This window comes from Endozoicomonas sp., assembly GCF_965196975.1.
Classification (GTDB): domain Bacteria; phylum Pseudomonadota; class Gammaproteobacteria; order Pseudomonadales; family Endozoicomonadaceae; genus Endozoicomonas.
In genome coordinates this window covers 3,218,576-3,243,235 of the sequence record NZ_OZ239981.1, presented here as the reverse complement: position 1 = coordinate 3,243,235, position 24,660 = coordinate 3,218,576, and the positions used below count along the sequence as shown (strand labels likewise).

Annotated in this window: 21 protein-coding genes and 1 riboswitch; of the genes, 12 read left to right on the top strand and 9 right to left on the bottom strand. The window is 47.6% G+C overall.

The features are described from left to right. Positions 1-180: 180 nt before the first annotated feature. The 4 genes from ACOCLE_RS14630 to ACOCLE_RS14615 all read left to right on the top strand — a co-directional run bounded on the left by ACOCLE_RS14630 (position 181) and on the right by ACOCLE_RS14615 (position 6,290). Complete coding sequence (locus tag ACOCLE_RS14630; RefSeq protein ID WP_419533088.1) at positions 181-1,671, top strand: cobyric acid synthase; 1,491 nt, start codon at positions 181-183, stop codon at positions 1,669-1,671. A gap of 126 nt (positions 1,672-1,797) precedes the next feature. After that, positions 1,798-2,397 (top strand): cob(I)yrinic acid a,c-diamide adenosyltransferase, encoded by a 600-nt coding sequence (locus tag ACOCLE_RS14625; protein WP_419533087.1) that lies wholly within the window; start codon positions 1,798-1,800, stop codon positions 2,395-2,397. A 267-nt stretch (positions 2,398-2,664) separates the two neighbouring features. Further along, a riboswitch (cobalamin riboswitch) is annotated at positions 2,665-3,016 on the top strand. Between the two features lie 358 nt (positions 3,017-3,374). Further along, a complete protein-coding gene (locus tag ACOCLE_RS14620; RefSeq protein ID WP_419533086.1) occupies positions 3,375-4,337 on the top strand; it encodes a cobalamin-binding protein in 963 nt (320 codons plus the stop codon). A gap of 69 nt (positions 4,338-4,406) precedes the next feature. After that, positions 4,407-6,290: a TonB-dependent receptor domain-containing protein gene (locus ACOCLE_RS14615; RefSeq protein WP_419533085.1), complete on the top strand. Its 1,884-nt coding sequence runs from the start codon at positions 4,407-4,409 to the stop codon at positions 6,288-6,290. Between the two features lie 39 nt (positions 6,291-6,329). Here the strand turns inward: ACOCLE_RS14615 and ACOCLE_RS14610 are convergent, their stop codons facing one another. After that, positions 6,330-7,313: a hypothetical protein gene (locus tag ACOCLE_RS14610; RefSeq protein WP_419533084.1), complete on the bottom strand. Its 984-nt coding sequence runs from the start codon at positions 7,311-7,313 to the stop codon at positions 6,330-6,332. A 94-nt stretch (positions 7,314-7,407) separates the two neighbouring features. Here ACOCLE_RS14610 and ACOCLE_RS14605 point away from each other — a divergent pair, with 94 nt between their 5' ends. Continuing rightward, on the top strand, positions 7,408-7,965 hold the full coding sequence (locus ACOCLE_RS14605; protein WP_419533083.1) for a cobalamin adenosyltransferase: 558 nt from the start codon (positions 7,408-7,410) through the stop codon (positions 7,963-7,965). 62 nt (positions 7,966-8,027) lie between these two features. On the opposite strand, the gene ACOCLE_RS14600 is transcribed toward ACOCLE_RS14605, so the two are convergent. From ACOCLE_RS14600 to ACOCLE_RS14590, 3 genes are all read right to left on the bottom strand, one after another. After that, complete coding sequence (locus ACOCLE_RS14600; protein WP_419533082.1) at positions 8,028-11,120, bottom strand: efflux RND transporter permease subunit; 3,093 nt, start codon at positions 11,118-11,120, stop codon at positions 8,028-8,030. 3 nt (positions 11,121-11,123) lie between these two features. Then, positions 11,124-12,179, bottom strand: coding sequence for an efflux RND transporter periplasmic adaptor subunit (locus ACOCLE_RS14595; protein WP_419533081.1), 1,056 nt, complete (start codon positions 12,177-12,179; stop codon positions 11,124-11,126). A 221-nt stretch (positions 12,180-12,400) separates the two neighbouring features. After that, on the bottom strand, positions 12,401-13,117 hold the full coding sequence (locus tag ACOCLE_RS14590) for a TetR/AcrR family transcriptional regulator (protein ID WP_419533080.1): 717 nt from the start codon (positions 13,115-13,117) through the stop codon (positions 12,401-12,403). 242 nt (positions 13,118-13,359) lie between these two features. Here ACOCLE_RS14590 and ACOCLE_RS14585 point away from each other — a divergent pair, with 242 nt between their 5' ends. Next, on the top strand, positions 13,360-14,298 hold the full coding sequence (locus ACOCLE_RS14585; protein WP_419533079.1) for a CNNM domain-containing protein: 939 nt from the start codon (positions 13,360-13,362) through the stop codon (positions 14,296-14,298). Positions 14,299-14,302: 4 nt separating this feature from the next. On the opposite strand, the gene ACOCLE_RS14580 is transcribed toward ACOCLE_RS14585, so the two are convergent. Continuing rightward, complete coding sequence (locus ACOCLE_RS14580; RefSeq protein WP_419533078.1) at positions 14,303-14,974, bottom strand: diphthine--ammonia ligase; 672 nt, start codon at positions 14,972-14,974, stop codon at positions 14,303-14,305. Between the two features lie 61 nt (positions 14,975-15,035). Continuing rightward, complete coding sequence (gene tnpC / locus ACOCLE_RS14575; protein ID WP_419532963.1) at positions 15,036-16,541, bottom strand: IS66 family transposase; 1,506 nt, start codon at positions 16,539-16,541, stop codon at positions 15,036-15,038. A gap of 159 nt (positions 16,542-16,700) precedes the next feature. On the opposite strand from tnpC, the gene ACOCLE_RS14570 reads away from it, so the two are divergent. Further along, positions 16,701-17,216: a hypothetical protein gene (locus ACOCLE_RS14570; RefSeq protein WP_419533077.1), complete on the top strand. Its 516-nt coding sequence runs from the start codon at positions 16,701-16,703 to the stop codon at positions 17,214-17,216. A gap of 165 nt (positions 17,217-17,381) precedes the next feature. Here ACOCLE_RS14570 and ACOCLE_RS14565 read toward each other — a convergent pair whose 3' ends face one another. Then, positions 17,382-18,170 carry a sulfite exporter TauE/SafE family protein gene (locus ACOCLE_RS14565; RefSeq protein ID WP_419533076.1) on the bottom strand — a complete coding sequence of 263 codons (789 nt, stop codon included), beginning with the start codon at positions 18,168-18,170 and terminating at the stop codon, positions 17,382-17,384. 148 nt (positions 18,171-18,318) lie between these two features. On the opposite strand from ACOCLE_RS14565, the gene ACOCLE_RS14560 reads away from it, so the two are divergent. From ACOCLE_RS14560 to ACOCLE_RS14540, 5 genes are all read left to right on the top strand, one after another. Continuing rightward, entirely contained in the window at positions 18,319-19,557 is a 1,239-nt protein-coding gene (locus ACOCLE_RS14560) for an NAD(P)/FAD-dependent oxidoreductase (protein WP_419533075.1), read from the top strand. Then, positions 19,554-20,387 (top strand): aldo/keto reductase, encoded by an 834-nt coding sequence (locus ACOCLE_RS14555; RefSeq protein ID WP_419533074.1) that lies wholly within the window; start codon positions 19,554-19,556, stop codon positions 20,385-20,387. The genes ACOCLE_RS14560 and ACOCLE_RS14555 overlap by 4 nt, the downstream gene beginning before the upstream one ends. 33 nt (positions 20,388-20,420) lie before the next feature. Further along, complete coding sequence (locus ACOCLE_RS14550) at positions 20,421-21,002, top strand: isochorismatase family cysteine hydrolase (protein ID WP_419533073.1); 582 nt, start codon at positions 20,421-20,423, stop codon at positions 21,000-21,002. A 126-nt stretch (positions 21,003-21,128) separates the two neighbouring features. Then, entirely contained in the window at positions 21,129-22,025 is an 897-nt protein-coding gene (locus tag ACOCLE_RS14545; protein ID WP_419533072.1) for a hypothetical protein, read from the top strand. Positions 22,026-22,064: 39 nt separating this feature from the next. Then, positions 22,065-22,262: a DUF1127 domain-containing protein gene (locus tag ACOCLE_RS14540; protein ID WP_419533071.1), complete on the top strand. Its 198-nt coding sequence runs from the start codon at positions 22,065-22,067 to the stop codon at positions 22,260-22,262. A gap of 130 nt (positions 22,263-22,392) precedes the next feature. Here the strand turns inward: ACOCLE_RS14540 and hldE are convergent, their stop codons facing one another. Next, positions 22,393-23,835 (bottom strand): bifunctional D-glycero-beta-D-manno-heptose-7-phosphate kinase/D-glycero-beta-D-manno-heptose 1-phosphate adenylyltransferase HldE, encoded by a 1,443-nt coding sequence (gene hldE, locus ACOCLE_RS14535; protein WP_419533070.1) that lies wholly within the window; start codon positions 23,833-23,835, stop codon positions 22,393-22,395. Positions 23,836-24,095: 260 nt separating this feature from the next. Next, positions 24,096-24,575: a large conductance mechanosensitive channel protein MscL gene (mscL, locus tag ACOCLE_RS14530; protein ID WP_419533069.1), complete on the bottom strand. Its 480-nt coding sequence runs from the start codon at positions 24,573-24,575 to the stop codon at positions 24,096-24,098. Positions 24,576-24,660 lie beyond the last annotated feature (85 nt).

The window sequence follows — 24,660 nt, the reverse complement described above, 5'->3', positions numbered from 1 at the left end:
AGTGCCAGTTTGCTCAATGAAACGGAAAATAATAACAGATTAGGGCGGTTCTAATGGATACCTGTTCTTTTGATGATAAGCATCGTAATAAGTTCTACCGTTAAGTGTGCTTTTTTACCTTTGAACTTTTCTGCCCTTATAATGCGGCTCACTCATTTCTAACAGGCTGGAATTTCCGTTATGGGCAGCAACACAACACACACGCTGATGGTTCAGGGTACGACCAGTGACGCCGGGAAAAGTGCATTGGTGGCAGGGCTGTGCAGGGTGTTCAGACGGCACAATATCTCTGTAGCTCCCTTTAAGCCCCAGAATATGGCGCTGAACAGTGCGGTTACCGAGGATGGTGGTGAAATTGGCCGGGCTCAGGCTCTCCAGGCGGCTGCGGCTGGACTTGAGCCTCATACGGATATGAATCCGGTGTTGCTGAAGCCGAACAGTGATATCGGTGCCCAGGTGATTGTTAATGGCAAAGCCGTGGGGGAAATGAATGCGGTTGAGTATCATGCCTATAAACCTGAGGTCATGACCGCCATTCTGCGTTCCTGGCGTCGGCTACAAGGCCATTATCAAGCCGTGCTGGTGGAAGGTGCAGGCAGCCCGGCAGAAATTAATCTTCGGGAAGGGGATGTAGCCAATATGGGGTTTGCTGAAGAAGCGGACTGCCCAGTAATTATTATTGCGGATATCGATAAGGGGGGAGTGTTCGCCCACCTTTACGGTACGTTGGCACTGCTCTCGGAATCTGAGCAGGCGCGGGTGAAAGGTTTTGTGATTAACCGTTTTCGAGGTGATGTAAAACTGCTCGAGCCGGGCCTTCGTTGGCTGGAAGAAAAGACCGGTAAGCCGGTGCTGGGGGTTTTACCATACCTCCACGGCTTACATCTTGAGGCAGAAGATGCCGTCATTTCTCATCAACATATTGAAGATCAGAAAAAAGTTTTGAACGTCGCTGTGCCGATTCTGACTCGCACCAGTAATCACACAGACTTTGATCCTTTGCGTCTTCATCCTGAGGTGAATATTCACTTTGTTGGAAAGGGACAGCCTATTCCAGAATGTGACCTGGTCATTATTCCCGGTACTAAAAACACCCGAACCGATCTTGAATTTGTAAAAGAAAATGGCTGGGATCAGGATATTCTCAGACATCTGCGCTACGGCGGTAAATTGATGGGGATCTGTGGCGGCTACCAGATGCTGGGCAAAGCGGTACATGATCCTGATGGTATTGAAGGTTCTGCCGGAAGCTCTGATGCGTTGAACCTTCTGGATCTGGAAACGACCATGATTCGTCAGAAGACACTCACTCGGGTCAAAGGGGGTATGCAGTTGCCGGGTCAGGAACCTGTACCTGTAACTGGATATGAGATTCATGCCGGGGTAACAAAATTATCAGCGCTGAATCAACCATTAATCAAACTCGACCAGGAAGTGGATGGTGTAATGTCTGACGATGGTCAGATATTTGGTACCTATCTGCACGGGGTGTTTGAGGAGCCTGATGCCTGCACAGCGATTTTGAAGTGGGCAGGCTTGCGGGAAGCCTCAAGAATCGACTATCACCTGCTGCGGGAAGAGGGTATTAACCGCATGGCAGACGCCATCGAAGAAAATCTCGATATGAGTAAAATCTTTGCACTGTGTGATGTTGAACCACAAAGTCACTAAAGCACAAAGAAAGCGAAATAAGACAGTCTAAGGCACACGGTTATAGATGTGCCTTTACATTACTCCGTGTCTCTGTGCCATTGTGGTTCAAGACCGGTTATCAAGATTGCTAAAAGAATCTGAGACATGACTGAAAAAAAAGGCTATAGACTTACCCGAATCTACACCCGTACCGGTGATAAAGGCACAACCCGTATTGGTGATGGCCAGCAACTGCCAAAATCCCACCCGAGGATACATGCTATTGGCTCTGTGGATGAAACCAACAGCTGGCTGGGTATGCTGATCCACTCCCTGAAGCAGGGTAATGAAGTCACTGAGCAGCAGCTGAAAGAGATTCAGGATATCCAGCATCGGATGTTTGATGTAGGTGGTGAGCTGGCCATGCCGGGTTATCAGCTGATTCAGGAAGCCCATACTAAAGCGATTGAGGCTCTGATTGACGAACTCAATGAACCATTACCACCCCTGAAAAACTTCACGCTGCCTGGCGGCGGACAGTCTGCCTGTCATTGCCATATGGCTCGAACCGTATCCCGTAGGGCTGAGCGTCATATCATTGAGTTAAACAATGAGCTTCAGGAAAGCGGTGAAAAGATCAATGAACCATTGCTGAAATTTGTTAACCGCCTGTCAGATCTAATGTATGTTCTGGGGCGTCATTGTGCGCTTCAGGATGAAGGTGAAGTGCTCTGGCAAGCATCAGATACCAATCGTATTTCCTAACTCCCTATTGCGCTGTCTGTCTGGTGCGTAACCCTGCGTTGAAGCTCCTCGCCATAGCTACCGCTATGACTCGTCACGTCGCCTTGCTTTACACTCCAGACAGCCATGCTCATAACGGGGTTAGAAAATTAGATTGGTATGAGAAAAGCAAAACAGCTGACCCGGATCAAAAATAAGTGCAAGAAATCGACAAGTCCCTAGTGATTTAAGACGAATGTTTGGTTAGTATTGCGAAACTTTGTAAGGGTTTCGTCAGTGATTGGTTGGAATCACGACGCTTTTGACCGCTCATCTCGGATGCAGCGAATGAGTCAAAAGAGGGAACAGGGTGAAAGACCCTGACTTTACCCGCAACTGTAATGGAAGAGTTCTCAGCAATACCATTGCTGCTTGCTAACAGTGAGAGCGAGCAAGTTATTTTGGGCAATTGGGCAAGGCGAAGTGACGAGTCATAGCATTACTATGGCGAGAAGCTTCAACGCAGTCCAATTGGTAAAAATAGCTGCACAGCCCACGGTTAGCGAGTCGAAATGGTATCAACGTCACTGGTTATACCGGGAAGGCAGTTGAGAACGACGACGCCAGAGTCAGGAAACCTGCCTTTGCAAAGCCCAAGATGGGAGCCAGTCGGATTTACCACTGACCTACTGCGAAAAAGCCGGATTTGGCCATTTTTTATGCTGCTTTTCGTTGAATAGAACCACTATTCGCCTCAAATCAGCATAAAAAATGACTCAAATAGGACTTTCTCTCGCTACGGTCGGCTAAGCCCGGCAGACTCCCGAGCAGCCTGTATATTCGGGCGCAAACCGGGCGGGTAACCTGGCGGCTGGGAACACATCTCCTTTTACACTGTGCTTTTTCTGAAAAAGTACAGTGGCCGCGTGTGCCGCCCTGAGTATTGGTTGTGACTCAGGGACACCATGAAAACACATTCCGTACAATACAAGACACTGAAGAACAGACTGCCCAGGGTAATGCTGGTCATGGCTATGGCGTTGGCCAATGCAGTTTCGTTTCCTTTCAGTACTGTTCAGGCGAGCGAGCCTGATAGCCAGTATTGTGTGACCGACATGAGCGACCGCTCTGTCTGCCTGAATACCCGTTCGCCCAGAATCATCAGCCTGTCTCCCGGCTCCACTGAATTGTTATTTGCTGCCGGTGCTGGAGATCGTGTCATTGCCGTTGACCAGCACAGTGATTTTCCTGAAGTGGTCAAACAACTGCCTAATGTGGGTGGTTACCCGAATGTGAATGTTGAAGCCATCGTGGCCATGAAGCCTGACCTGGTAGTGGTATGGACCGCGGGCAATTCCCAGAAAGTGATTCATCAGCTGGAGTCTCTGGGCGTCCGCACCTTCCATGTTGATGTGGTGGATTTTGCCGGCATTGAGCAGGCCATCCGAAGTCTTGGTCAGGTAGCTGGGACAGAAAAAGCAGCGAACCGTGTTGTTGAGGATTTTTCTGTTCGTTTAAAAACGCTGCAGAATAATTATGGCCAGCGAGAGCCTGTATCGGTGTTCTTTGAAATCTGGCGATCACCGCTGCTGACGGTAGGTAATGGTCAGGTCATTGATGATGTGATCTCTCTGTGTGGTGGTCAGAATATCTATGGTGATGTCTCTGAGCGTATTCCCAAAATCGGTATTGAATCCCTGATTACCCGTGACCCACAGGTCATTATTGGTTCTGACCCGAGAGGCGACACCCCGGAAACACGGAAAGATTTAATGGACTACTGGAGTCAGTGGCAAAACCTGCAGGCAGTAAAGAGCCATCAACTGTTTTCAGTACCCAGTGATCTGATTGCCAGACCAACGCCCAGGATTCTTGAGGGGGCAGAAATGATCTGCCACCAGCTACAGGCTGTTCGAACCGATGCGGGTCATACGGACTATGTGGCAGCCCAGACTCCATTTCATCAAGAGAGTCAGCTCTGAGCAGCATGAGCTAAAGACTGACTACGAAAAGTTTTAAGACCATTCGCTTACACTAAGGATGTAATCTACATGTCGTTTAATCAGCGTTCTATTTTTGCACGCACCGGGCTTTCTATTGCCGTTGCAATGTCCGTGATGAGTTCTGTTGCCCTGGCAGAAGAGGTTTATGAACTCGGAGAGATTGTTGTTACTGCGGCGAGAACGGCCCAAACGGTCGACGAAACGCTGGCTCCTGTCACTGTGATAAACCGTCAGCAGATTGAGCGTGCTCAGGCGACGACGGTAGCAGAACTGATTAACCAGTCGGCTCCGGGAGTTCAGGTTACCTCAAATGGTGGGCCTGGCAGTTCTTCTGGTGTTTATATCCGAGGCACAAAAACGGCACAGACTTTAATTTTGATGAATGGGCAGAAAATTAATACAGCCAGTTCTGGGTCGGCACCTTTGGAATATCTGGATACTGACCAAATTGAACGTATCGAAATTGTTCGTGGGCCGCGTTCAACACTCTACGGTGCAGATGCAGTTGGTGGGGTTATTAATATCATCACAAGAAAAGGCTCTGGTGACCCTGCTCTAACTCTTAAAGCTGGTGGTGGTAGCCGTGGTACGGGGGAGTACGGACTTAACTTTGCGGGCGAAATTGAAGGAACTCAGTTCAATCTTGGGGCCCGTCTTTTTGAAACACAAGGCTGTGACCGAACAGTTGATGGCGATAAAGGCACTAACTGGGATGATGATGCATATAGAAACAAGTCAGTTTCAGGCAGTCTATCCAGAAACTTTGATGATGGTATAGAGGCAGGGGTTAACTTTGCGCATGCTGAAGGGAAGTCAGAGTATGATAATGTTTATGATTTAGCTGCTTATCCTGTTTCTGATTTTGAAGAATCGCTGATAAATACATATGTATCAACGTCGATAAACGACATTTGGGGTAGCCGGATAGAAGCAGGGTTTGTTCGCGACCATCGGGCCGATTCAGGGAATGGTGACTCTAGCTATGCCGAGAATAAAAGATACTCTTTTAGTTGGTTGAATGACATCTCTTGGGCAGAAAACCAGTTGCTTACGACTGGAATTGATTACTCAAATGATACTGTTAACAGCAATACTACATACATCATTAGTGAGCGTTATAATACAGGCATCTTTGCTCAGAACTTGACAACCTTTGATAATAGCGATTTGCAACTTGGCGGTCGCTATGACGAAAATGAAGCTTTTGGTGGTCAATTTACCGGAAATGCATCATGGGGTGTTAATCTGCCGAAACAGATGAGATTGGTTGCTTCCTATGGTACAGCTTTCAGAGCGCCAACCTTTGCTGATATGTACAGGCAGTCCAGCTCTCAATGGAGCCAATCAATACCTAATCTTGACCTCAAGCCTGAGCATTCGAAAAATGCGGAGTTAGAACTCCGAGGTCAATTGGATGCTGAAAGTCATTGGACTGTCAATATTTACCAAAATGACATGGATGACATGCTGGCTGCTATGGAAGTTGAGCCAAGCACCTGGCAAACCGTTAATGTCGACAAAGCCCGTATCCGGGGGGTTGAGTTTGAAGTCGGCACCCATTACGCCGGTTGGGATATCAACACGAATTTAACCTATGTTGACCCTGAAAATCGCTCGGGCAAAGACAGTGGTAAGAAACTCCACTACAGAGCCCAGCAAATGGCTGCATTCAATATGGATAAAGACTTTGGTCGATGGTCGTTTGGAGGAACCTTCCGGGCTCAGGGCAAAACCTGGGTGGATACTGCCAATACGGCACAGCTGCCTGGTTTTGGAACGGTTGACCTTCGCGCTTCGGTTGAGCTGACACCTCAGCTGGAAACTCAGTTTAAAGTGGTTAACCTTCTGGATAAGAATTATCAGCCGGTTAAGGGTTATCAGGGAGAGCCAAGAGGCGTATTTGCGACTTTTGTCTGGTCTCCGAAGCTGTAAATGTTTTCAGGATAGCCCTTTCCCTTGTTTTCAATTTGCCTAAAACAAGGGAAGGGTGTCTGGTTCTTGAGAGCTCCTTTTCTGAATACATAGTTGTAGTGCCATATACATTAAGGTCAGGAGACTTCTTAACTCACCATTTTCCAGAATGCTCTCAATTTTACTCTGCGCACCTGCGCGGCTGTTTTGCTGGATTAATTCAACCAGGTCTTTAGTTTTATATGCCTCATCCAGCTTTTGAGTCGTTAATGTGTCATGTAATAGTTGCTGGAATCTTATATTCAAGGAATTTGCGTTTACCTGTTCTTCAGGGTTCCTGTGAATAAAATCGGCTATTAATGATTTGGCATTTTGATTGTAAGCGTTGGTTAGAAATCGCCGAGGATTATTTATTTTTATAGGAGAGCCGCCTTGTAGCGTAAATGGAGAACAATTATCTGTAAGAGGCTTGGTAAGGTCGCTTCTTTTGAGTTCGGATAACATCTCCTCTAACTTCATTTCAGCAAGGCTCTTATCTGCAGAGCCTAATGGAATAGCATCGCTTCTTTTAGGTGTTCGTATTTCACATTCCGTAAAGAGTCGATCTGTCTGCGTGGCCACTGTTTGAGAGGTCTCTGTCTGTTGATGATGATGGTCTGTTTGTGTGCTCATCGTTACGGTTTTCGTTGCTGATGGTGATACCTTACTGAGAGTGAGTGTATTAGTTGCCTGATAAAGGTTGCTCATGGATTGGCAGTGCTGCATTCTGCCCCGGCTATCAGTGACTCTGAAAGGGGTTGGCTGCGTTAGAGTTATCTTTGGCATGCGAGAGGGCTTTTCATTTTTTCTCGATGAATCTGTTGCTTCTCTTGCAGTTACTTCGGACGCTTTAATATAGGGTTTACCAGGCTGCACTTCCTTGGTTCTTCGTTGAAACGCCATTGAGACTGAGCTTTTACTTGCAGAAGCCGGTGAGCGTGACAGATCATCCATCGATTTTGAAAACGACATGTTGTGATTTGATAAACCCATTCGATCTGCCATAAAGATTTCCTGATAGTGATCAGCGTATTTGTAGACCGAGTGATTACTGTTTGGGTTCTGTAAACATTTAAGTAACCTGATTTTAGGTGTCAAGATGACTTTGAAATACTCCGGTGATATCCGTGAGCTCTGCTACCCATTTATCTACGAAGACTCCCCCCTGTGTGATTATGAAATTCTTACTGATGAACTGTGTGCCACACTCGGCGGAGTTATCAGTGAGCTGGAAGGGGATGAGCGGTTCGCCGATATCTATAATTTTCTGGATAAACTGCAGCCCAGAATTTTCCATATGAATGGCTCGGTTCGTGGAAAGCAGGCGATATTTGAAGAGCAGATTCAGTGGCTGGCGGGTTACTTTGACCAATACCAGAAAGAGATTGAAGGGCAGCTTCATGGCTTTGTACTTCCCAGGGGCGCGCGACCAGTACAGCTACTGCACAGTTGTCGTTCACTCTCCAAGAAGGCTGTCAGAGCGTTGGTCAAGGTAGACGCTCATGGAATTGAGGTGCCGGATGAGTTGCACCGGTTTGGCAATATGCTCTGTAATCTGTTTTTCCGGTTAACCGTGGTGATTAACCGTCGGTTAGGCATTGTCGAGCCAGAATATCAGAGTTTGAGTTATAACCTGAAGCCACCTTCCAGAAAGTAGGTCAGTTACATACCAGTGTAAATGAGTAGCTCGGCTCCCCTGAGTGGGGAGCCGACCAGATATTAATGCGTGCCGATCTTGCGGTAATCAAAACCCTTGAAGTTAATCTTGTACAGCAGTGAATAGATCACCGGCAGTACGACCAGCGTCAGTACGGTGGCAAAGCCAAGGCCAAAAATAATAGTCACGGCCATGGATTTGAAAAAGGCATCAAACAGCAGGGGGATCATTCCCAGCATGGTGGTCAGTGCTGCCATGCATACTGGACGCAGACGGCTGACGGATGCGTGGAATATTGCCTCATGCTCTTCCCAGCCTTCTTCCAGTTCCAGCTTGATCTGTTCCACCAGAACTATGCCGTTTTTAATCAACATGCCTGACAGACTCAGCAGTCCCAGCAGCCCCATAAAACTGAAAGGCGTATTGAGCACCAATAAGCCGGTAACAACTCCAATCAATGCCAGGGGAACGGTGCACCAGATGGCTAATGGCTGTCGTATGGTATTGAATAGAAACACCGTGATCAGAAACATCGCCAGATACCCCATGGGAATTGAGGCAAACGTGGCGTTCTGTGCATCGGTGGAGAGCTCATAAGCGCCACCCCATTCCAGTGTATAGCCCTCTGGTAATGGAATGGCTTCAATACCTGCACGAACTTTTCGGAACACACTGTCGGTGGTCTCATCGCTCATCAGGTCAGGGTCTGCCATGACCGAGAGCATTCGCTTGCGATCTCTGCGGATAATCAGGGGGTTTTCCCACTCGGTATCAAAGCTGGAAATTGCCTGAGTGATGGGTACATAGCTGTTGTAATCCGCACTCCATACCTGCAGGTCGGTGATACTGTCAGCATTGAGTCGCTCTGTTTCGGGGGAACGAACGATCAACGGCATCAGTTGGCTGCCTTCGCGATAAACACCAACCTGACGACCAGAGAAATTAACCAGCAGCGCATCGTCAAGGGCTTGCTTTGAAATACCACTGCGACGGGCGCTGGCTTCATCAAGGTGGGGACGGACAAGACTTACCTGGTTGCGCCAACCATGTCGTATATTGGTTGCTGTTGGCTCATTTCGAAGCACCGTCATTGCCTGTACAGCGAGTGATCGCAATACCTCAGGATCCTCTCCATAGAAACGGGCTTCGATTTCTGCCGGTGCCGCGGGGCCGTTCTGCATCAGCTTGATGCTGTATTCGACATCACTGAACTGTTCATCGAGTACGGTTTCCAGTGGAGGGATCAATGTGCTGATTGCCTCCAGGTCTTCAGCCTCGATGATCAGTTGACCGTAGCTGGTGTACTGTTTTTCAGGCTGATAAGGCAGAATAAAACGTTGTGCTCCCATACCAATAACGGAAGTGACATTGCTGACGCCCGGCATGGAAAGTACCTGTTGCTCAAAGTGCGCTATTTCTGACTCAGTCGCTCTGATATCACTGCCTTCTGGCATCCAGAAATCAACGAAAAAGATGGGAGTATTGGAAGGAGGAAAGAACACATTCTTCACAAAGCCAAAGCTCAAAATCGCCAGAACCAGTGCCAGTAGGGTGAGTCCCAGAGTGACAGGACGATGTTTCAGAGAAAAATTCAACAGCTGTTTGTAAAGAGTAAACAGTGCCCCCTGATACGGATCTACTGACGAGTCTGTCTGGTTCCCTGTGGCTTTTTCATATTTCTTGAACAGTATGTTGCAGAAGAAAGGGGTCAGGGTAATAGCTGTGATCCAGCTTAACATCAGAGAAATCAACAGTACCTGAAAAAGTGAGAGGCAGAATTCACCCGTGGCATCATCGGATAAACCAATGGGGGCAAAGGCCATTATGGCAATAACGGTTGCGCCCAATAATGGCCACTGGTTCTGGCTGACGACCCGCTTTGCTGCCTCCAACCGGGTTTGCCCTCTCTGGAGGCCAACCTGAATACCCTCTGTGACCACAATGGCGTTATCTACCAGCATGCCCAGGGCAATTATCAGTGCTCCCAGGGAGATCATTTCCAGGTCTATATCCAGCACTTTCATAACGATAAAAGTGCCGGAGATGGTCAGTAGCAGAACAGCACCCATTAACAGGCCAGCACGAATACCCATGGCCAACAATAAGACGACAATAACGATGACGATGGCTTCAGCCAGGTTAATCAGAAAACCATTGACTGATTTTGAGACAGTGGCCGGTTGGTCGTAGACGGTAGTGAGCTCGATGCCTACAGGTTGTTCTGAGGTCAACTCACTCAGACGAATGCGAACCCGTTCCCCAACATCCACGACATTGACGCCGGAGGCAAAGGAAACGCCGAGAGATAGCGCTGGTTGGTTGTTAGAGGTATAGAGCGTGTCGGGAGTTTCATCATAGCTCCGGCGAACCGAGGCTATATCTCCCAGACGAACCAGTTGTGTACTGCCGGGAGGACTGATGATTAACTGCTCCAGTTCCCGGACATTCCTGAATTCACCGGTGGGATGAATGCGAATGGAGCGCCCGTCAACCAACATATTGCCAGCATTGGAAACCACATTCTGATTCTGGATCAGGGAGAAGATCCAGGCGGGGTCAATGCCCAGGTTGGCCAGTTTGGCCTGGGACATTTCCACCACCACCTGCTCCTGACGGGCACCACCAATGGATACTTTCTTAACGCCATCTACCAGGACTAATTCACGTTTTAGATAGTCGGCATAATTTTCCAGGTCTCTGGAGGTATAACCATCGCCCGTGATGTTGAACAGCATGCCGAATACATCGCTAAAATCATCAACGACAACCGACGGATAAACCCCAGGAGGCAGGCTGCCCTGGGCATCATTAATCTTTCGCCTCAGCTCATCCCATATCTGTGGCAACTGGCTGGAAGGGTATTGCTCTTTCAGTTCCACCATGATCTGGGAGCGACCATTGCTGCTGATGGAGTCGATAACTTTTACATACTCCAGCTGCTGTATTGCCTCCTCCAGTGGCAGGGTGGCTTCTTCTTCCACCTGCTCTGGTGAAGCACCCGGGTAGTGGGTGATCACCATGGCCTGCTTAATGGTGAATTCAGGAAACTCCAGCTGACCAAGCCCAAAAAATGAAACCGCACCGCCCACCAGCAGGATGACAACAAACATCCAGCTGATGACTCGATGGGAAATAGAGTACTCCGCAATATTCATGGCTTACAGTCCCCGTTCCTTGCGCAGCGGTTTTACCGTCATGCCATCAGACAGTTGGCTCAAGCCTGCGGTGACAATTTGATCGCCCGGATTGATGCCGGACATGATCTGAACACCCGCTTCAGTTATGCGGCCTGCAGAAACTTCTACGGGATGAACCTGTTTGGTTGATGGGTCAAAGCGCCAGACAACGGTCTTGTTGTCAGTGTCATCCTTGGCAATAGCGGAGATGGGTACAAGAACATACCCGGGTTGCCCTTGAGTGCCAATAACCTGAGCAAGGTCAATAATGACCGTTGCAGTCATACCAGGAAGAATATTCATATTGGCAGGTGCAGTCCGGGTAAAAATGACTTCATAGCTTTGGGTTCCCGGTGTCACCCGTGTTGCGTGCTCTTTATAGCTGACGGGAAACTCTTTGCCTGGTGCACCAGGAAAGGTAGCCATCGGCTTATAGTCATGGTTAACGGTTTTCTTGTTAACATGAGAAACAATGCTTTCTGGAATCTGAATGCTGATATCCAGTCGGTCGCTGCTCTGCAGAATCAATACTGGCTGTTGAGCCTGAACCTGCTGGTGGGCTTCCGCCAGTGTCTGGGCAACCCGACCGCTGAAGGGTGCTGTCAGCGTTGTATAAGCCAGTTTGTCCCGGCTGAGTTTCAGGGCTGCTTCGGCTGATTTCAGCTTGGCACTGGCCGTATCGTAGTTAGATTGCGAAATGACTTTCTTTTTTAACAGGGAACTGGCGCGTTCGAACTCCGCCTTGGCAAGCTCATAATTAGCCTGACGATCTTGAAGTTCATTGCGGATATCCCGGTCATCCAGGTATGCCAAGACCTGCCCTTCAGTAACATCATCGCCCTGTTTGACTTCAATCTTGTCGATCTGTCCAGGTATGCGGAAAGATATTTCGGCTTCTTCGGTCGCCGTTACTTTGCCTGGAAAATATCGTAACTGTTGCTGCTGAGGATCTTTTACCTCAAACAGTTTTACCGGCCGGATGACGTCTTTGTGTTCGATTTGCTTCTGGTCACATCCAGTCAGCAGGCTGAAAGCCATAAGCATCACCATCGTGATGGATGTTTGGGTTGATGAGATAAGGTGCATTCTGATGTAGCTCCAAACCAATACGACAAGAGTGCTTTCTACATCAATTGATACCCACGATCAGTGTTGCTATTGCTCCGCTAACAGTGCACTTATTGCCGCGTAACAACATTGAACCGTCTGAATACATTGATGCCTGGAAAACACCTGGAATAAATAAACTCTGGCAGGTTTTAGTGATCTGTAAATTCAGAAACCGTTTGTTCAGCTCTGAGTTTGCTGTTCACGATGACCGAATCAGGGAATGGCTCCGGCCATCCCCAGCCCTGAAGATATTTGGCCAGGTTAGAGGTTAATAGGCCAAACCCGTTGTCTTTTTGTAGCGAGGGTTGTTTCAAACCAAAACCAGACATACTGATCTGGAATAAGCCTTCTCCCAGGCTCCAGATACCCATCAGAATATCGGCAAGCGCATGCTCCCGGTCTTCATCTGTAATGGATGGATTTTCAGCCATCAGCTCTATAATCAATGTCTCAACGAGCTGACTGATTGTCTGGTAAATGTCGTCCAATGCACGAGCTCGTTCTATTGACGCGCGTTGCCAGATATCAGGAGTCATGGCCAGCTGGCGAAGAAAGTAGTGGTGTGGCTGTTGCGCGTCGCACAGCCAGATCGACATGTTCAGGGTTAACAAACGCTCCATAGGAGGGGCATCATTTTTGATCACCTGATCAAAAACAGAAGCAATGGTTTTTGAGATGTGTATGGCACATCCAAGCAGCAGGTCTTCCTTACTGGAAAAGTGTGAGTACACCGTCCCCATGGAAAATTGAGCATGCTTGGCTACTTCCGACATCTTAAGATCCATGAAGCCCTTTTCCTTAAGCAGGAGCAGAGTGGATTCTATAATGGAGGCTTCTCTTTGTGTCCGTTTCTCGGCAGCAGACATGATCGATGACCAGAGAGTTAATGGGAATTTAGAAGAGGATAATGTATATTCGAATATCAGTCGAATAATATTCGAATTTTGTTTTTGCTTGGGTAAAGATTGAGGAGTACCGTTAATTAAGAAGAAAAATAGCCGAAAACAATAGATTACAAGTTTTCTGTTTTCATTCAGCGAGTCAGCAAGAGGAGCTTATAACGCTTTCTTCATCACTCCTGCTGGCAGCTGTTCTTCTGGAGGTATGGATGCTATTGGTAGTATTTTTTGCGCTTTTTATTGTTGCGATAACCGCTTTTTTATCCCTTCTTGAGTCTTCAGTCGTTGCCATTGATGAATTAAGGCTGGTGACCATCCTGTACAAAAAGCCCCGCAATCAGGAGGCTGTTAAGCTGGTTTTTCAGAAAAAGCGTGAGCACCTTTCAGCAATTGTATTGTTAAGTACATTAGTCAGTATATCTGGGAGCACTCTGCTTGGAGCATTGGCGGCAAAAGAATTCAATGACCTGTGGCTGGCTGTTTTTACGGCGCTGCTTGCTTATTGCATGCTGGTGTTTGCCAAGGTTCTGCCCAAACTGTTGGCTGTGCAAATTGCCGAGAAGGTCGTGGTTCAATGGGCTCCACTGATTCGCCTGATATATACCCTCACCCGTCATGTACTGATGTTGGCCCTGTTCTGGACCCGTATACTGCCCCATCATGTGGAGGAAGCACGAAGTAGCGATGATTTGCGAAGCATCATCAAGCATTACAACAAACGCGGGGTTATTGGCAAACGACAGAGAAAGCTGGCTGAGGCCGTATTAAGCTCTCATCAAAAGAATCTGGAAGAGCTCGTGGCGCGTTCTATTCCAGCTGTTTGTCTCTCGTCAGAGGATACCGTTGCTTCTGTTGAAAAAACGATGAAGTTATCCCCCTGCAAGCGCTACGTAGTACTTGCTGATGGTCAGCCTGTAGGTGTTGTACTCTATCGTCATTTAGCCCGCTGTCTGGTCAATGGTGAAGCAAATATGACGGTTGGTGAATTAATGCGAAAAACCATCAATCTGGCTCCTGAAACCTCACTTCATGAGGCAATGACTGAGCTTCATGAAACCCGAGCCTCTATCATTCTGTTGCTGGGTGAGACAGTCGAACAGACTCGAATCGTGACGGCTAAAAAGCTCTATCAGGCTTTGCTGCGATAGCCCATCACACAGAGACTTCTAACTGACTGTACCCCCATTCATCTTCGATAATCTCCCCGGTTTTAATTCCAAGGCGTTGATAAAAATGCGGTGCATTAAGCACCAGGGTATGAAACTCACCATCTTCGCCGGTTGGACAGATGCCCTGTTTTTGAATTCGGTCGGCAATGTCCGGGGTGAGCACTTTACCCAGCAGGTTTCGATCCAGCTTATCGGCTTTCAAGCTGACAATCATGGTTTCGAAATCATTAGCGAACATATCTTCTAGAAGCTGCTGTCTGTCGTAGTGCCAGAGAGGAAAAGCAGGAGAAACACCGCTTCCGGTCAGAACCGTTTCATACCAGTCCCGATGAGCCTGCAGGTCGATATCGCCAAAAGCCAGCTGGAAAGTCTTAAAGGCTCTTTGCACTTCCTGAAGAGCCGCTTTTAAACCCGCTTCATATTCCCCAACACTGGCCTTTCCAAAGATAATGGGGAGTCGCATGCAGGCTGCCTGAGCTTCCAGCACTTCTCTCGTCAGGCCGTGTGCACTGGTCTGGTCTTGATCACCTTTAAGCATGGTCAGCAGGCAGGTTGGGGTAAATCCCTTCTGGATCGATTTCCAGAGCGCAAAGCAGGCATCTTTACCACCACTCCAGGAGGTGCAGAATGATGTGTTCTGTGTTGCAGGTATCATGCCTGAATGCCCATGAAAAAAAACGGAATACTAGCATTCAGTCATTAATTTCTCATCGTAACTATTCAGCACCCAGCAAAGGCGTATTGTTGTAATTTCGAACCGCTTTAAGAAGCGCCTGAAATATGTTCAACCCCTGCTTTTTAGCAGATGATAAATAGCTTCGGATTCGGGTAAACATGGTACCTCCGTCTTCGCTTCTGAAGCAGCCTGAGATCTTCTGCTTAAGTTTGGCCATCCTGGCATCACGTTCACTGCCATTGTTATCGAAGGGAATTGAAAAGTCCGACATGAAGCGCAACGTTTCAACCTTAAACTCAATAAGCCTTTTGAACAGGTTGTAGGCCTTGGTATTCCTGACCTTCTTACGTCCAAGCACCTGTCGTTGTTTTTCCATATAAGCGGTTTCCTTCGTGAGAGCCCTTTGAAGGATTTGGTCGTATATCGTCTCAATGCGAAGCTGTATTGCACCAGGCATTTGAGTCAGACCGGCTGCTTTGTATTTCTTGCAGAAGTGCCAGGAGAGCGTAAGCAATTTCATCAGCCGCAGAGCCAGCTTATTCGCATCCCTATCGACAACTCCCTGAAGCTCTCTCAGATGATGGGCATTACAAAGCACATGCACTGCCGCATAGGCAAAGTAGGACTTCCAATGATCGTGAACCAGAATGCCTGCAAAAGTCAGCAGGATGCCCATTGCATCCATTGCTTCACAACCTCGCCTTTCTGAGAGGTAGTAAAGCGTCCATTGGTCATCTCGCATAATGTGTAACCACCACAGTGAACCGTCAACCCGCATGCCAGTTTCATCCGCTCCTGCAACCGGACTTTCTTGTAAAGCATCGCGGATACTCTGCTCAGTAGAGGCCAGGTTCTCATGGGTATAGGCAACAAAATTGGCAACAGAGCCTGCGCTGACACTCATGCAATAAATAGTATTGAAATACTCAGACACCCGGTGATATGGGATGAAGTGATACTGGTTTAAATGAACAGCCATTGCCTGAGTCACTTCTCCGTATTGAGCAGCGGCTTTCACTCCTTGGGGAAACTCAGCGGTGTTCCGTTTACCACAAGGACATACTTTAACGTCTGCCCAGTACGCGGTAACTTCAAATTCTCCGGGTCTACCTGGATCAAAAACCTGTCGCTCAATGTATTTGGTGGGTTTAATATCGATAAGCGAAGACTGGCAACAGCAACATTTTTCAACCTTCAGATGCCTGACATAATCGGGTAAGGCGACACGTCTCAAACAAGAGCCTTGATGACCTTTCTGGCCACCTGGTTTATTGCCTGAAGATGGTCTAAGGCTTTTGGGGTTCGGTGTTTCCTGTGAGGAGCAGGGGGCTTCTTTGGAAGATGTATCACCTTTATCACTCCCTTTTTTACTGGGCTTTTGATAACCATCTGACGATGGTGGCTTACTACTGTTTTGACTGTTTTTATTAACCCTTTCTTCCAGTTCGCTGCAACGTTCCCGTAAAAGCGCATTCTCGGTCCGAAGCTCTTCATTCTCTTTAAGGAGAGCTTCGGTAAACGGAGTAGCTGGGAAGTCTGGTTCCATACTGGAGATTTGTTAGAAAAATTGAGTATAAGATGATGGTCGAAAAATCAGAAAATTCCAGATTTATATGAAGGGTGCTGAATAGTTACTTCTCATCAATTCTCTAGGTGGGCTATGTTGATCGAGAATTTTAGTAGAACCCCGAGAATAAGGCTGATCATGATAGAATCCAAGCAATCGTTCACAGGTCATAAAGATCCAGAATACCCCGCTCAGAGAGTGCCTGTTTGTGATGACCGAAAAAGAATTGATGAGTATACAGAGCGCAATGTTCGTCTCACTATCGCGCTTTACGGTTATAATTCAGCGCTAGCCGTATATCCGGCTCAGAATACACTTTCAGGTCACAATGCTCTTCAGGCTCAGAGTGAAGAGCAAGAAAGTAAACAGGTAATATCAAGGCGCATTAGGATTGAGTCAGAGTCCGTCAATTGGCTTGATCAAGAAAAGAGGGCGTTGAGTGATTTACTGCATGAAAAGGAAAAGTTAACTAATCAATTGATTGATCTCAAAAAAGAACGAAATACTAAAGAACTTTTGTTGAGAGATCAGCAGCTCAAACGGGAAGTTTGCGAAGGGACCAATGTTGCAAATGTACAAAACAATAGAAGTGATAATGCCCGAAAATCGAAAATACAGAAACTCAAGGCATTCTTTAGCTGTATACCTCCTTGAGGCTCCATTGTTAAATCGACTTAATATTCTCCGAAGTTTGCCCTACAAAAAACAATGGTGTGCACCTGTATTCAGGTTGAGATCAGCTCTTCTGGGTCGACTGTCAGTGTGCAAAGCAGGACCTAGAGATATTTTTTTGAGATTATAGGCATAGTACAGACGGCTCTACAGCAAAATTGCGATGCCAATGCACAGCAGGTATATGTAAAAGACATTCTGGATGACCTTAATGCTGACGTTTTTTGCCAGCTTCAACCCGATCGGTGGGAAGATGGCCATCGTGATTGAAATGATCAGGAAAGCGGGCAGGTAGACATACCCCAGCATCAGGTTTGAGCCAGTATGTTCGGAATGTAAGCCGGAAAAAATGTAGCCGGCACTGCCAATAACGGCATAAGGAACCGCCAGCATCAGGTTGGTACCGAGAACGGTTCGGTGGTCGGAGTATCGGGATAGAAAAGGGATCATCAGAATTCCCAGTGCGATACCGGCGAGTCCACTCAAGGTTGAGCTGATGATACTCATGAGGATAATCAGCACAGGTTCTACAGGTCTTGGAACTTCCTGGTGAGATCTGAAGCTTTTGGTCAGTTTATAAACGGCAATAAATAGAATTAATAATCCGATATACCACCTCAGCCAGTGAACGGATAAAGCACCTGCTAACTGAGGCGCAATAATAGCTCCTGCAATGACGCCCGGCAGGCACAGTTTGATCAAATGTACGTCATACAGTTGTGATTTTTTGTAGCTGATAGCGCCAGATGCGCTGCCGATGATCAAGGTGGCCATGCAGGTGGCAACAGCAACCTGCAGTGAAATCGCTTCGGGAAACAGTGTTGGAAATATCAGGGAAAGAACAGGCAGAATCGCCAGACTGCTGCCACTGCCTAAAGCGCCGATGATAATGCCGCCAAGTGCACCTGTTAACAGGTATACGACATAAATAAGCATTATGTTCCCTCTTTACTGCCTGGTTGCGAAAATTGTCAAAAAGGAAGGGCTGGCAGGGTATTCTACCCGCTGTAGCCTGACTATTAATACGGTGAGCTATGTTATAATTCCGCCCATTTCAGGTCATCTCAGATAGTTGAACTCTCTTATGTCTCAAACTGTTGAAGCCGATGTGGTGGTGATTGGCGGTGGTATTGCCGGTCTCTGGTTATTTCGCACGTTGAACACTCTGGGTTATCGAACCCTGTTGCTGGAGCAGGATTCTCTGGGCGGTGGTCAGACCATCAAGTCTCAGGGCATTGTTCATGGGGGTACCAAATACACCCTGACTGGCCAGCTTACCAACGCTTCCCAGGCCATTGCCGGGATGCCGGAACGCTGGCGTAATGCCCTGGCTGGAAAGGGGGAGGATAGGGACCCGGATCTTCGGTCGGCTCGCATTCTGTCTGAATACCATTATTTATGGTCACCGGGTGATATTGGTTCACGAATGACCTCGTTCTTTGCCAGCAAGGCACTGAGAGGGCGGGTAGATGCATTAACCAAAGAGCAGTTTCCGGCAATTTTCAAGCATGATGGTTTCCGCGGGAAGGTATACCAGCTCAATGAAATTGTTCTGGATATCGCTACCGTTACTCAAGCCCTGGTCAACGGCCTGGAAGATAAAACGATTAAGGTGGATTGGAGTGAACAGGGTAATGCCCGGTTGTTAACGGATGCCAGGGGAGACATTGATGCTGTTGAGTTAGCTGATAGCAATGGTCAGAAAACTCTGCTGAAAGCCAAACGGTTTGTGCTGGCTGCTGGTGAAGGAACCGAGGCGCTTTTGAATACCTGGGGTATCAATGATCCAAAAATGCAGATACGTCCCCTGCAGATGGTGATGGTTCGTCATGATCATCCTGAGCCCATCTATGCGCACTGCCTTGGTACAACACCACTTCCGAGAATCACCGTTACCAGCCATCCCGATAAGGATGGGAAGTGGGTGTGGTATCTTGGTGGGGGCATTGCTGAAGATGGGGTCAAACAGTCTGCTGAGGCGTTGATTGCAACGGCGAAAAAAGAGATGAAAGCGTTACTGCCCTGGGTAGAGCTTGATCAGGCTGAGTGGGACACCCTGCGGGTCAATCGTGCTGAGCCAAAACAGAGCCGTTTGCTTCGCCCGGATGCGGCTTTCTGCCAGCCGGTTGCCAATGGCATTGTGACCTGGCCCACTAAGCTGGCTCTTGCGCCCAACCTCTCTGATGAAGTTATTCGACTGTTGCAGGAAGACAATATTCGTCCAGCGGGCGATGAAACTTTCTCGATGCCTGAAGGATTTTCCCGACCTGAAATTTGTCCAAACTTCTGGCAAGGGCATTTTGAAGAGGGCAAAGCGTCATGACTCAGTGTCTTGGAAGAAAGCGAATAGCGGGTACTGATCTTGAAGTATCGCCATTGGGTTTTGGCACGGTAAAGTTTGGGCGGGATCAGGGCGTAAAGTACCCGGAACATTTTACGATCCCTGATGACCGTGAAATGGTAAACCTGCTTACCCTGGCGCATGATCTGGGTATGAACCTGCTGGATACGGCCCCAGCCTACGGTACCAGTGAAGAGCGTCTTGGTCAGCTGTTTGCAAAACACAAAGGGCTTCGTGAACAGTGGGTCATCTGCAGCAAGGTTGGTGAAGAGTTTATCACCCTTGAAAATGGTCAGGGGGAGTCTCATTTTGATTTCTCAGAGCAGCATATCCGATTCAGTGTGGAGCGAAGCTTGAAGCGCCTGAATACCGATGTGATTGAATTGATGCTGGTTCATTCCAATGGTGATGATGTCAATATCATTGAGCAGACAGGCTGTTTGGAAGTGCTGGCGGATCTTAAAAAAGAAGGGAAGATTCTCGCTTCGGGTATGTCCACCAAAACGGTGGAAGGTGGCGTTCTGGCGCTGAAACATTCCGACGTTGCCATGGTGACTTATAACCTGAACGAACAGGGTGAAAAACCGGTATTGGACTATGCGCTGGAACACGGAAAAGGGATCTTTATCAAGAAGGCGTTTGCCAGTGGTCATGCCTGCCTTTCTGGTCATCTTGCTAATGAGAACCGGGTCCTGGAAAGTATGAAACTGGTTTTCTCACACCCCGCCGTTTCTTCAGCTATTGTTGGAACCATCAATCCCGCACATATGCAACAGAATGTAGAGGCGTGTCTGGAGGCCTGTCGGACTTAAGGTGACCCAGGAGCTTCTATAGGAGAGGCTCCCATGCAAAATGCCCTGGTGGTTATCGACTATATCAATGATCTCGTACATCCGGATGGCAAGCGAAGGATGTACGCCAGACAAGTGTCCGAGAATCAGGTATTGGTTCAGGTCAATAAAGCGGTTGCCTGGGCCAGGAAAACATCCACGCTGGTTGTCTTTGTGAAAGTTGGCTTCTCCCCGGATTATCGAGATTTGCCAACCGGTTCCCCATTCTTTTCATCGCTGGCTGAGGCCGGTGCTCTTCGCCTGGGAAGGTGGGGAACGAAGTTTCATGAGGATCTGGATGTACAGTCTGATGACCTTATTGTGATTAAACCCCGCATAAACCCCTTTTACAGTACTCGTCTGGAAGCGATCCTTCGGGCAGTAAAGGTAACCGATATCTATTTCAGTGGTGTTGGTACCACCTGGGCAATCCAGTCCGCGGTCAGAACAGCCCATGACATGGATTACAATGTTTTCGTGATCAGTGATGCCTGTGCAGCGGCTTCGGAAGAGGAGCACCTGCAGTCACTGACGATCCTTTCCCACTTATCGACACTCTGTACGGCTGATGATTTAAAGGCATCATTTGTACGCTGATCTTGTTTTTTAATCGAGTGGAATGATTGGCCTAAATTGATGCTCGTTTTCGCCGATAGCTGATGTTCTCTAACCAATACTAAATCAGAGTTCATTCATTACATTCAATCAGTGTTGTTCGTTGCTATGCCTATTTTTAAAGCGTTCAGAGTTTTTGCTGTCTGTGTTTTCCTGACAGCATTCTCAACAGCGGAAGCTCAATCTGCTCTTGCCGATTTTAATAATGCATTCAGAGAAATATACGCAAACACGCGTACAGAAATGGCGAAGCAATATAAGCCATTGATTGTCGCAAGCCCGTTTTCACTGAATCTGATTGGTAATGATGCTAATGAAAACCGGCAATATGTATTCTCATCACCGGCCTATACGAATTTAAAGTCTGTCAGTCATATTCCTTTAACGCTTTATGTCTTGCTGGTCACGGAAGAGGGCAGACAGCTACCCGAAAATAAAAGGAAGGAACTTAATCAGTTAATAAGCCTTATAAAACGTATCGAAATAGATCTGCCCAGCCTTGGATTTACTGAACAGCAATTGATAAAGCAGCAGATACTGACTCAGATGAGTCTGGACTTTGCCCAAAAAATACTGGCGAGCGAAGTAGTCGATCCAAATGAACTCACCCGTTTTGTCAGAAATAGCCGAACCATCATTGATGCCAATGTTCATGATGCGGCAGTAGCCCAGATCGACTGGCTTCATCAGGTCGTAAAGCCTTGGTATGACAGCCTTTCAGGCTCTGGAAAAAGAGACCTCAAAGTTCTGATCCTTGCTCCAAAAGAACCTCGGGACGGGTATTTGATGACGCAGTATTTCTCCCGACTGCTGGGTGTCAAAGGGGAAGGGATGAAGATTGTTTATGCCGAAAATGTGTTTGATGCAGAGGCCGGGATGAATGTGTTGGGTACTTTCCTTTTAGACACGCAGATAGGTCGTGGCTTTTTTGATGATTCATGGCGGATGCATGAGGATTTGCTGTCCCATGCAACCAGAGACTATATCCAGACTTTGGCGTTTTGATACTGAAAATATTGTTCTGATTGTTAATAAAAGGGAGGCATGATGAAACGTAACTCAATGGATTGTGTGAACACAGGTACTTTTTTAACACGGCTTAAGAATCAATACCAACTCTGGCAGTTTCGTGCTGAAGGTCGAAAGAACCTGGCAAGAATGGATGCCCGATTGCTTAAAGATATCGGTTTGACAGAGGCTGATCGTTTGCAGGAGATCTCGAAGCCTTTTTGGAAAGCGTAAATGGAACAAGGCGATATCTACATTCAGATCCGCTCTTATTACGGGGAAGAGAGCGATAGATGTCTGTGCATTGTCCAACATGGCCAGCAGAATCATCTCTGCTGGCCGGTGGTGAAGGCTATTTTAGTTGTCAGGCTGGCTGAGCTTCTTTTTCATCACGAATCTTATCCACAATGGCAGTTGTAGAGCAGTTTTCGAGGAAGGCCAGGACTTTCACTTCGCCACCATATTCATGGACTATTGGAGCGCCAACTACCTGGTCCAGAGTATAATCACCGCCTTTAACCAGAACATCGGGTTTGACGGCTCGAATCAGATCTTCCGGTGTGTCTTCATCAAAGCTGACAACCCAGTCAACAGCCTCAAGGCCAGCCAGTACTGCCATTCGCCGGTCAACAGGGTTAATCGGACGACCTTCACCTTTCAACCGGGTAACGGACTCATCACCATTGATGGCAAGAACCAGTCTGTCACCCTGCCTGCGAGCCTGCTCCAGATAACCCACATGGCCGGCGTGAAGAATGTCAAAGCAACCATTGGTGAAGACAATCTTCTCGCCATGGGCACGGGCATCTTCAACGGCAACCAGTAATTGCTCCGGAGAAACCGCCCCACGCTCAGCACCCAGCTCACGATTCACTTCGCGTCTCAGCTCTGGCATAGATACACTGGCGGTTCCCAGCTTGGCAACCACAATACCTGCAGCAATATTAGCAAGGCCAGCAGCCTGAGGCATTCCACAACCCGCCGCCAGGGACGCGGCAAGTACAGAAATGACAGTGTCTCCTGCGCCAGTCACATCAAACACTTCTCTGGCTCTTGCCGGGAAGTGAACTTCAGGTTCATTTTCCCGGATCAGGGTCATACCATGTTCACTGCGGGTAATAAGCAGAGCTCCCAGTTCCAGCTCTTTCAATAATTGCTGACCTTTATTGACCAGTTCTTCTTCACTGCGACAAGGACCAACAATCGTCTCGAACTCTTTCAGGTTGGGAGTGATGACTGTTGCACCCCGATAACGCTCAAAGCTGGTACCTTTGGGGTCAACAAGAACAGGTATATTATGAGATTGAGCCAGACGAATGAGCTGCTGACATCCCTGAAGAGTGCCTTTGCCGTAATCTGAAAGAACAATCGCACCCAGGTTCTGGATCAGCTGTCCTGCTTTTTCTTCAATCACATCTGGGCTCAGACCTTCAAAGGCTTCTTCATGGTCCAGTCGAATCAATTGCTGATGCTGGGAAATAACGCGTAATTTGGTAATGGTTGGTACACCGGGAATCCGCGCGAAGCTGCAGTAAATACCTGCGGCTTCCAGTCTGGTTTGAAGAGCATCTGCGGCTTCATCATCCCCCGTTGCTCCGATCACCCAGGCAGGTGCGCCCAGGGTGGCAATATTCAGGGCAACGTTGCCCGCTCCACCTGGGCGGTCTTCTATCTGTCCAACTTTGACTACAGGTACCGGAGCTTCCGGTGAAATCCGGGAAGTGGCACCATGCCAGTATCGATCCAGCATGATATCGCCAATCACCAGGACTTTGGCCAGATCAAAACGGGGGATAGTCAGTTTCATCAATGATATCCAGTCAGCTTAATGACAGTGTCTTACCATATCACAGCCGTGCGAAAAGCACCTTCAAGCAAGCTTTCTAGAAAAGGTTAAACAGAGCACAGATACCACCTGAGCTTTTATTTGAACCTTTCTGAAAACAGTACGACCGTTTTTGGGGTAAAGGTCGCATTTTATCATAGATGTTTTTTACAGCGTAAGTAACGCAGGTGAGTAATCATCGGATCTTATGAGAAGATTTTCTTCACAAGTATCTCGAAAATCTATGCAATATCTCTTGTGAGTGAGGAGGTACAAAAAGCACATCGGGTCGCTTCTTTATGAACAGGGCTAAAGCAATGAGGGCATAATCTGTTTTTTGGCTCCTCCTTGACCTCTTCTGTTTTTTCTTCGTCCTGACGCAGGTGATTGATGCCTTTAACCATTAGAAAAGCGATCCAGGAAACAATCAGGAAGCTGATAACGCTGTTCAGCAGCAGTCCATAGCTTAAGGTTACTGCTCCATCTTTATTGGCATCCTCAAGGGTAATATAAGGTGAGCCTTCACTGCCTTCTTTGAGCACTAAAAACAGATCGGCCAGATCAACACCGCTGGTCAGCAGGCCGAAAACAGGAGCAATGACATTGCTGACCAGGCTGGAAGTGATGGTTGCAAAGGCGCCACCGACCACAATACCGATAGCCATATCCAGTACATTGCCTTTCAAGGCAAATTTTTTGTATTCAGCAATAATTTTTTTCATACCATTAACTATTCATAGTGACATTTTTTTCTTCGGTTAAAGACACTATTGCTTTAATCAGAGCAGGAGTCAGATATTAGAGATA

Coding starts and splice junctions, on each gene's coding strand:
- ACOCLE_RS14630 (WP_419533088.1), top strand. CDS start 181: ATGGGCAGCAACACAACACACACGCTGATGGTTCAGGGTACGACCAGT.
- ACOCLE_RS14625 (WP_419533087.1), top strand. CDS start 1,798: ATGACTGAAAAAAAAGGCTATAGACTTACCCGAATCTACACCCGTACC.
- ACOCLE_RS14620 (WP_419533086.1), top strand. CDS start 3,375: ATGCTGGTCATGGCTATGGCGTTGGCCAATGCAGTTTCGTTTCCTTTC.
- ACOCLE_RS14615 (WP_419533085.1), top strand. CDS start 4,407: ATGTCGTTTAATCAGCGTTCTATTTTTGCACGCACCGGGCTTTCTATT.
- ACOCLE_RS14610 (WP_419533084.1), bottom strand. CDS start 7,313: ATGGCAGATCGAATGGGTTTATCAAATCACAACATGTCGTTTTCAAAA.
- ACOCLE_RS14605 (WP_419533083.1), top strand. CDS start 7,408: ATGACTTTGAAATACTCCGGTGATATCCGTGAGCTCTGCTACCCATTT.
- ACOCLE_RS14600 (WP_419533082.1), bottom strand. CDS start 11,120: ATGAATATTGCGGAGTACTCTATTTCCCATCGAGTCATCAGCTGGATG.
- ACOCLE_RS14595 (WP_419533081.1), bottom strand. CDS start 12,179: ATGGCTTTCAGCCTGCTGACTGGATGTGACCAGAAGCAAATCGAACAC.
- ACOCLE_RS14590 (WP_419533080.1), bottom strand. CDS start 13,117: ATGTCTGCTGCCGAGAAACGGACACAAAGAGAAGCCTCCATTATAGAA.
- ACOCLE_RS14585 (WP_419533079.1), top strand. CDS start 13,360: ATGCTATTGGTAGTATTTTTTGCGCTTTTTATTGTTGCGATAACCGCT.
- ACOCLE_RS14580 (WP_419533078.1), bottom strand. CDS start 14,974: ATGATACCTGCAACACAGAACACATCATTCTGCACCTCCTGGAGTGGT.
- tnpC (WP_419532963.1), bottom strand. CDS start 16,541: ATGGAACCAGACTTCCCAGCTACTCCGTTTACCGAAGCTCTCCTTAAA.
- ACOCLE_RS14570 (WP_419533077.1), top strand. CDS start 16,701: ATGATAGAATCCAAGCAATCGTTCACAGGTCATAAAGATCCAGAATAC.
- ACOCLE_RS14565 (WP_419533076.1), bottom strand. CDS start 18,170: ATGCTTATTTATGTCGTATACCTGTTAACAGGTGCACTTGGCGGCATT.
- ACOCLE_RS14560 (WP_419533075.1), top strand. CDS start 18,319: ATGTCTCAAACTGTTGAAGCCGATGTGGTGGTGATTGGCGGTGGTATT.
- ACOCLE_RS14555 (WP_419533074.1), top strand. CDS start 19,554: ATGACTCAGTGTCTTGGAAGAAAGCGAATAGCGGGTACTGATCTTGAA.
- ACOCLE_RS14550 (WP_419533073.1), top strand. CDS start 20,421: ATGCAAAATGCCCTGGTGGTTATCGACTATATCAATGATCTCGTACAT.
- ACOCLE_RS14545 (WP_419533072.1), top strand. CDS start 21,129: ATGCCTATTTTTAAAGCGTTCAGAGTTTTTGCTGTCTGTGTTTTCCTG.
- ACOCLE_RS14540 (WP_419533071.1), top strand. CDS start 22,065: ATGATGAAACGTAACTCAATGGATTGTGTGAACACAGGTACTTTTTTA.
- hldE (WP_419533070.1), bottom strand. CDS start 23,835: ATGAAACTGACTATCCCCCGTTTTGATCTGGCCAAAGTCCTGGTGATT.
- mscL (WP_419533069.1), bottom strand. CDS start 24,575: ATGAAAAAAATTATTGCTGAATACAAAAAATTTGCCTTGAAAGGCAAT.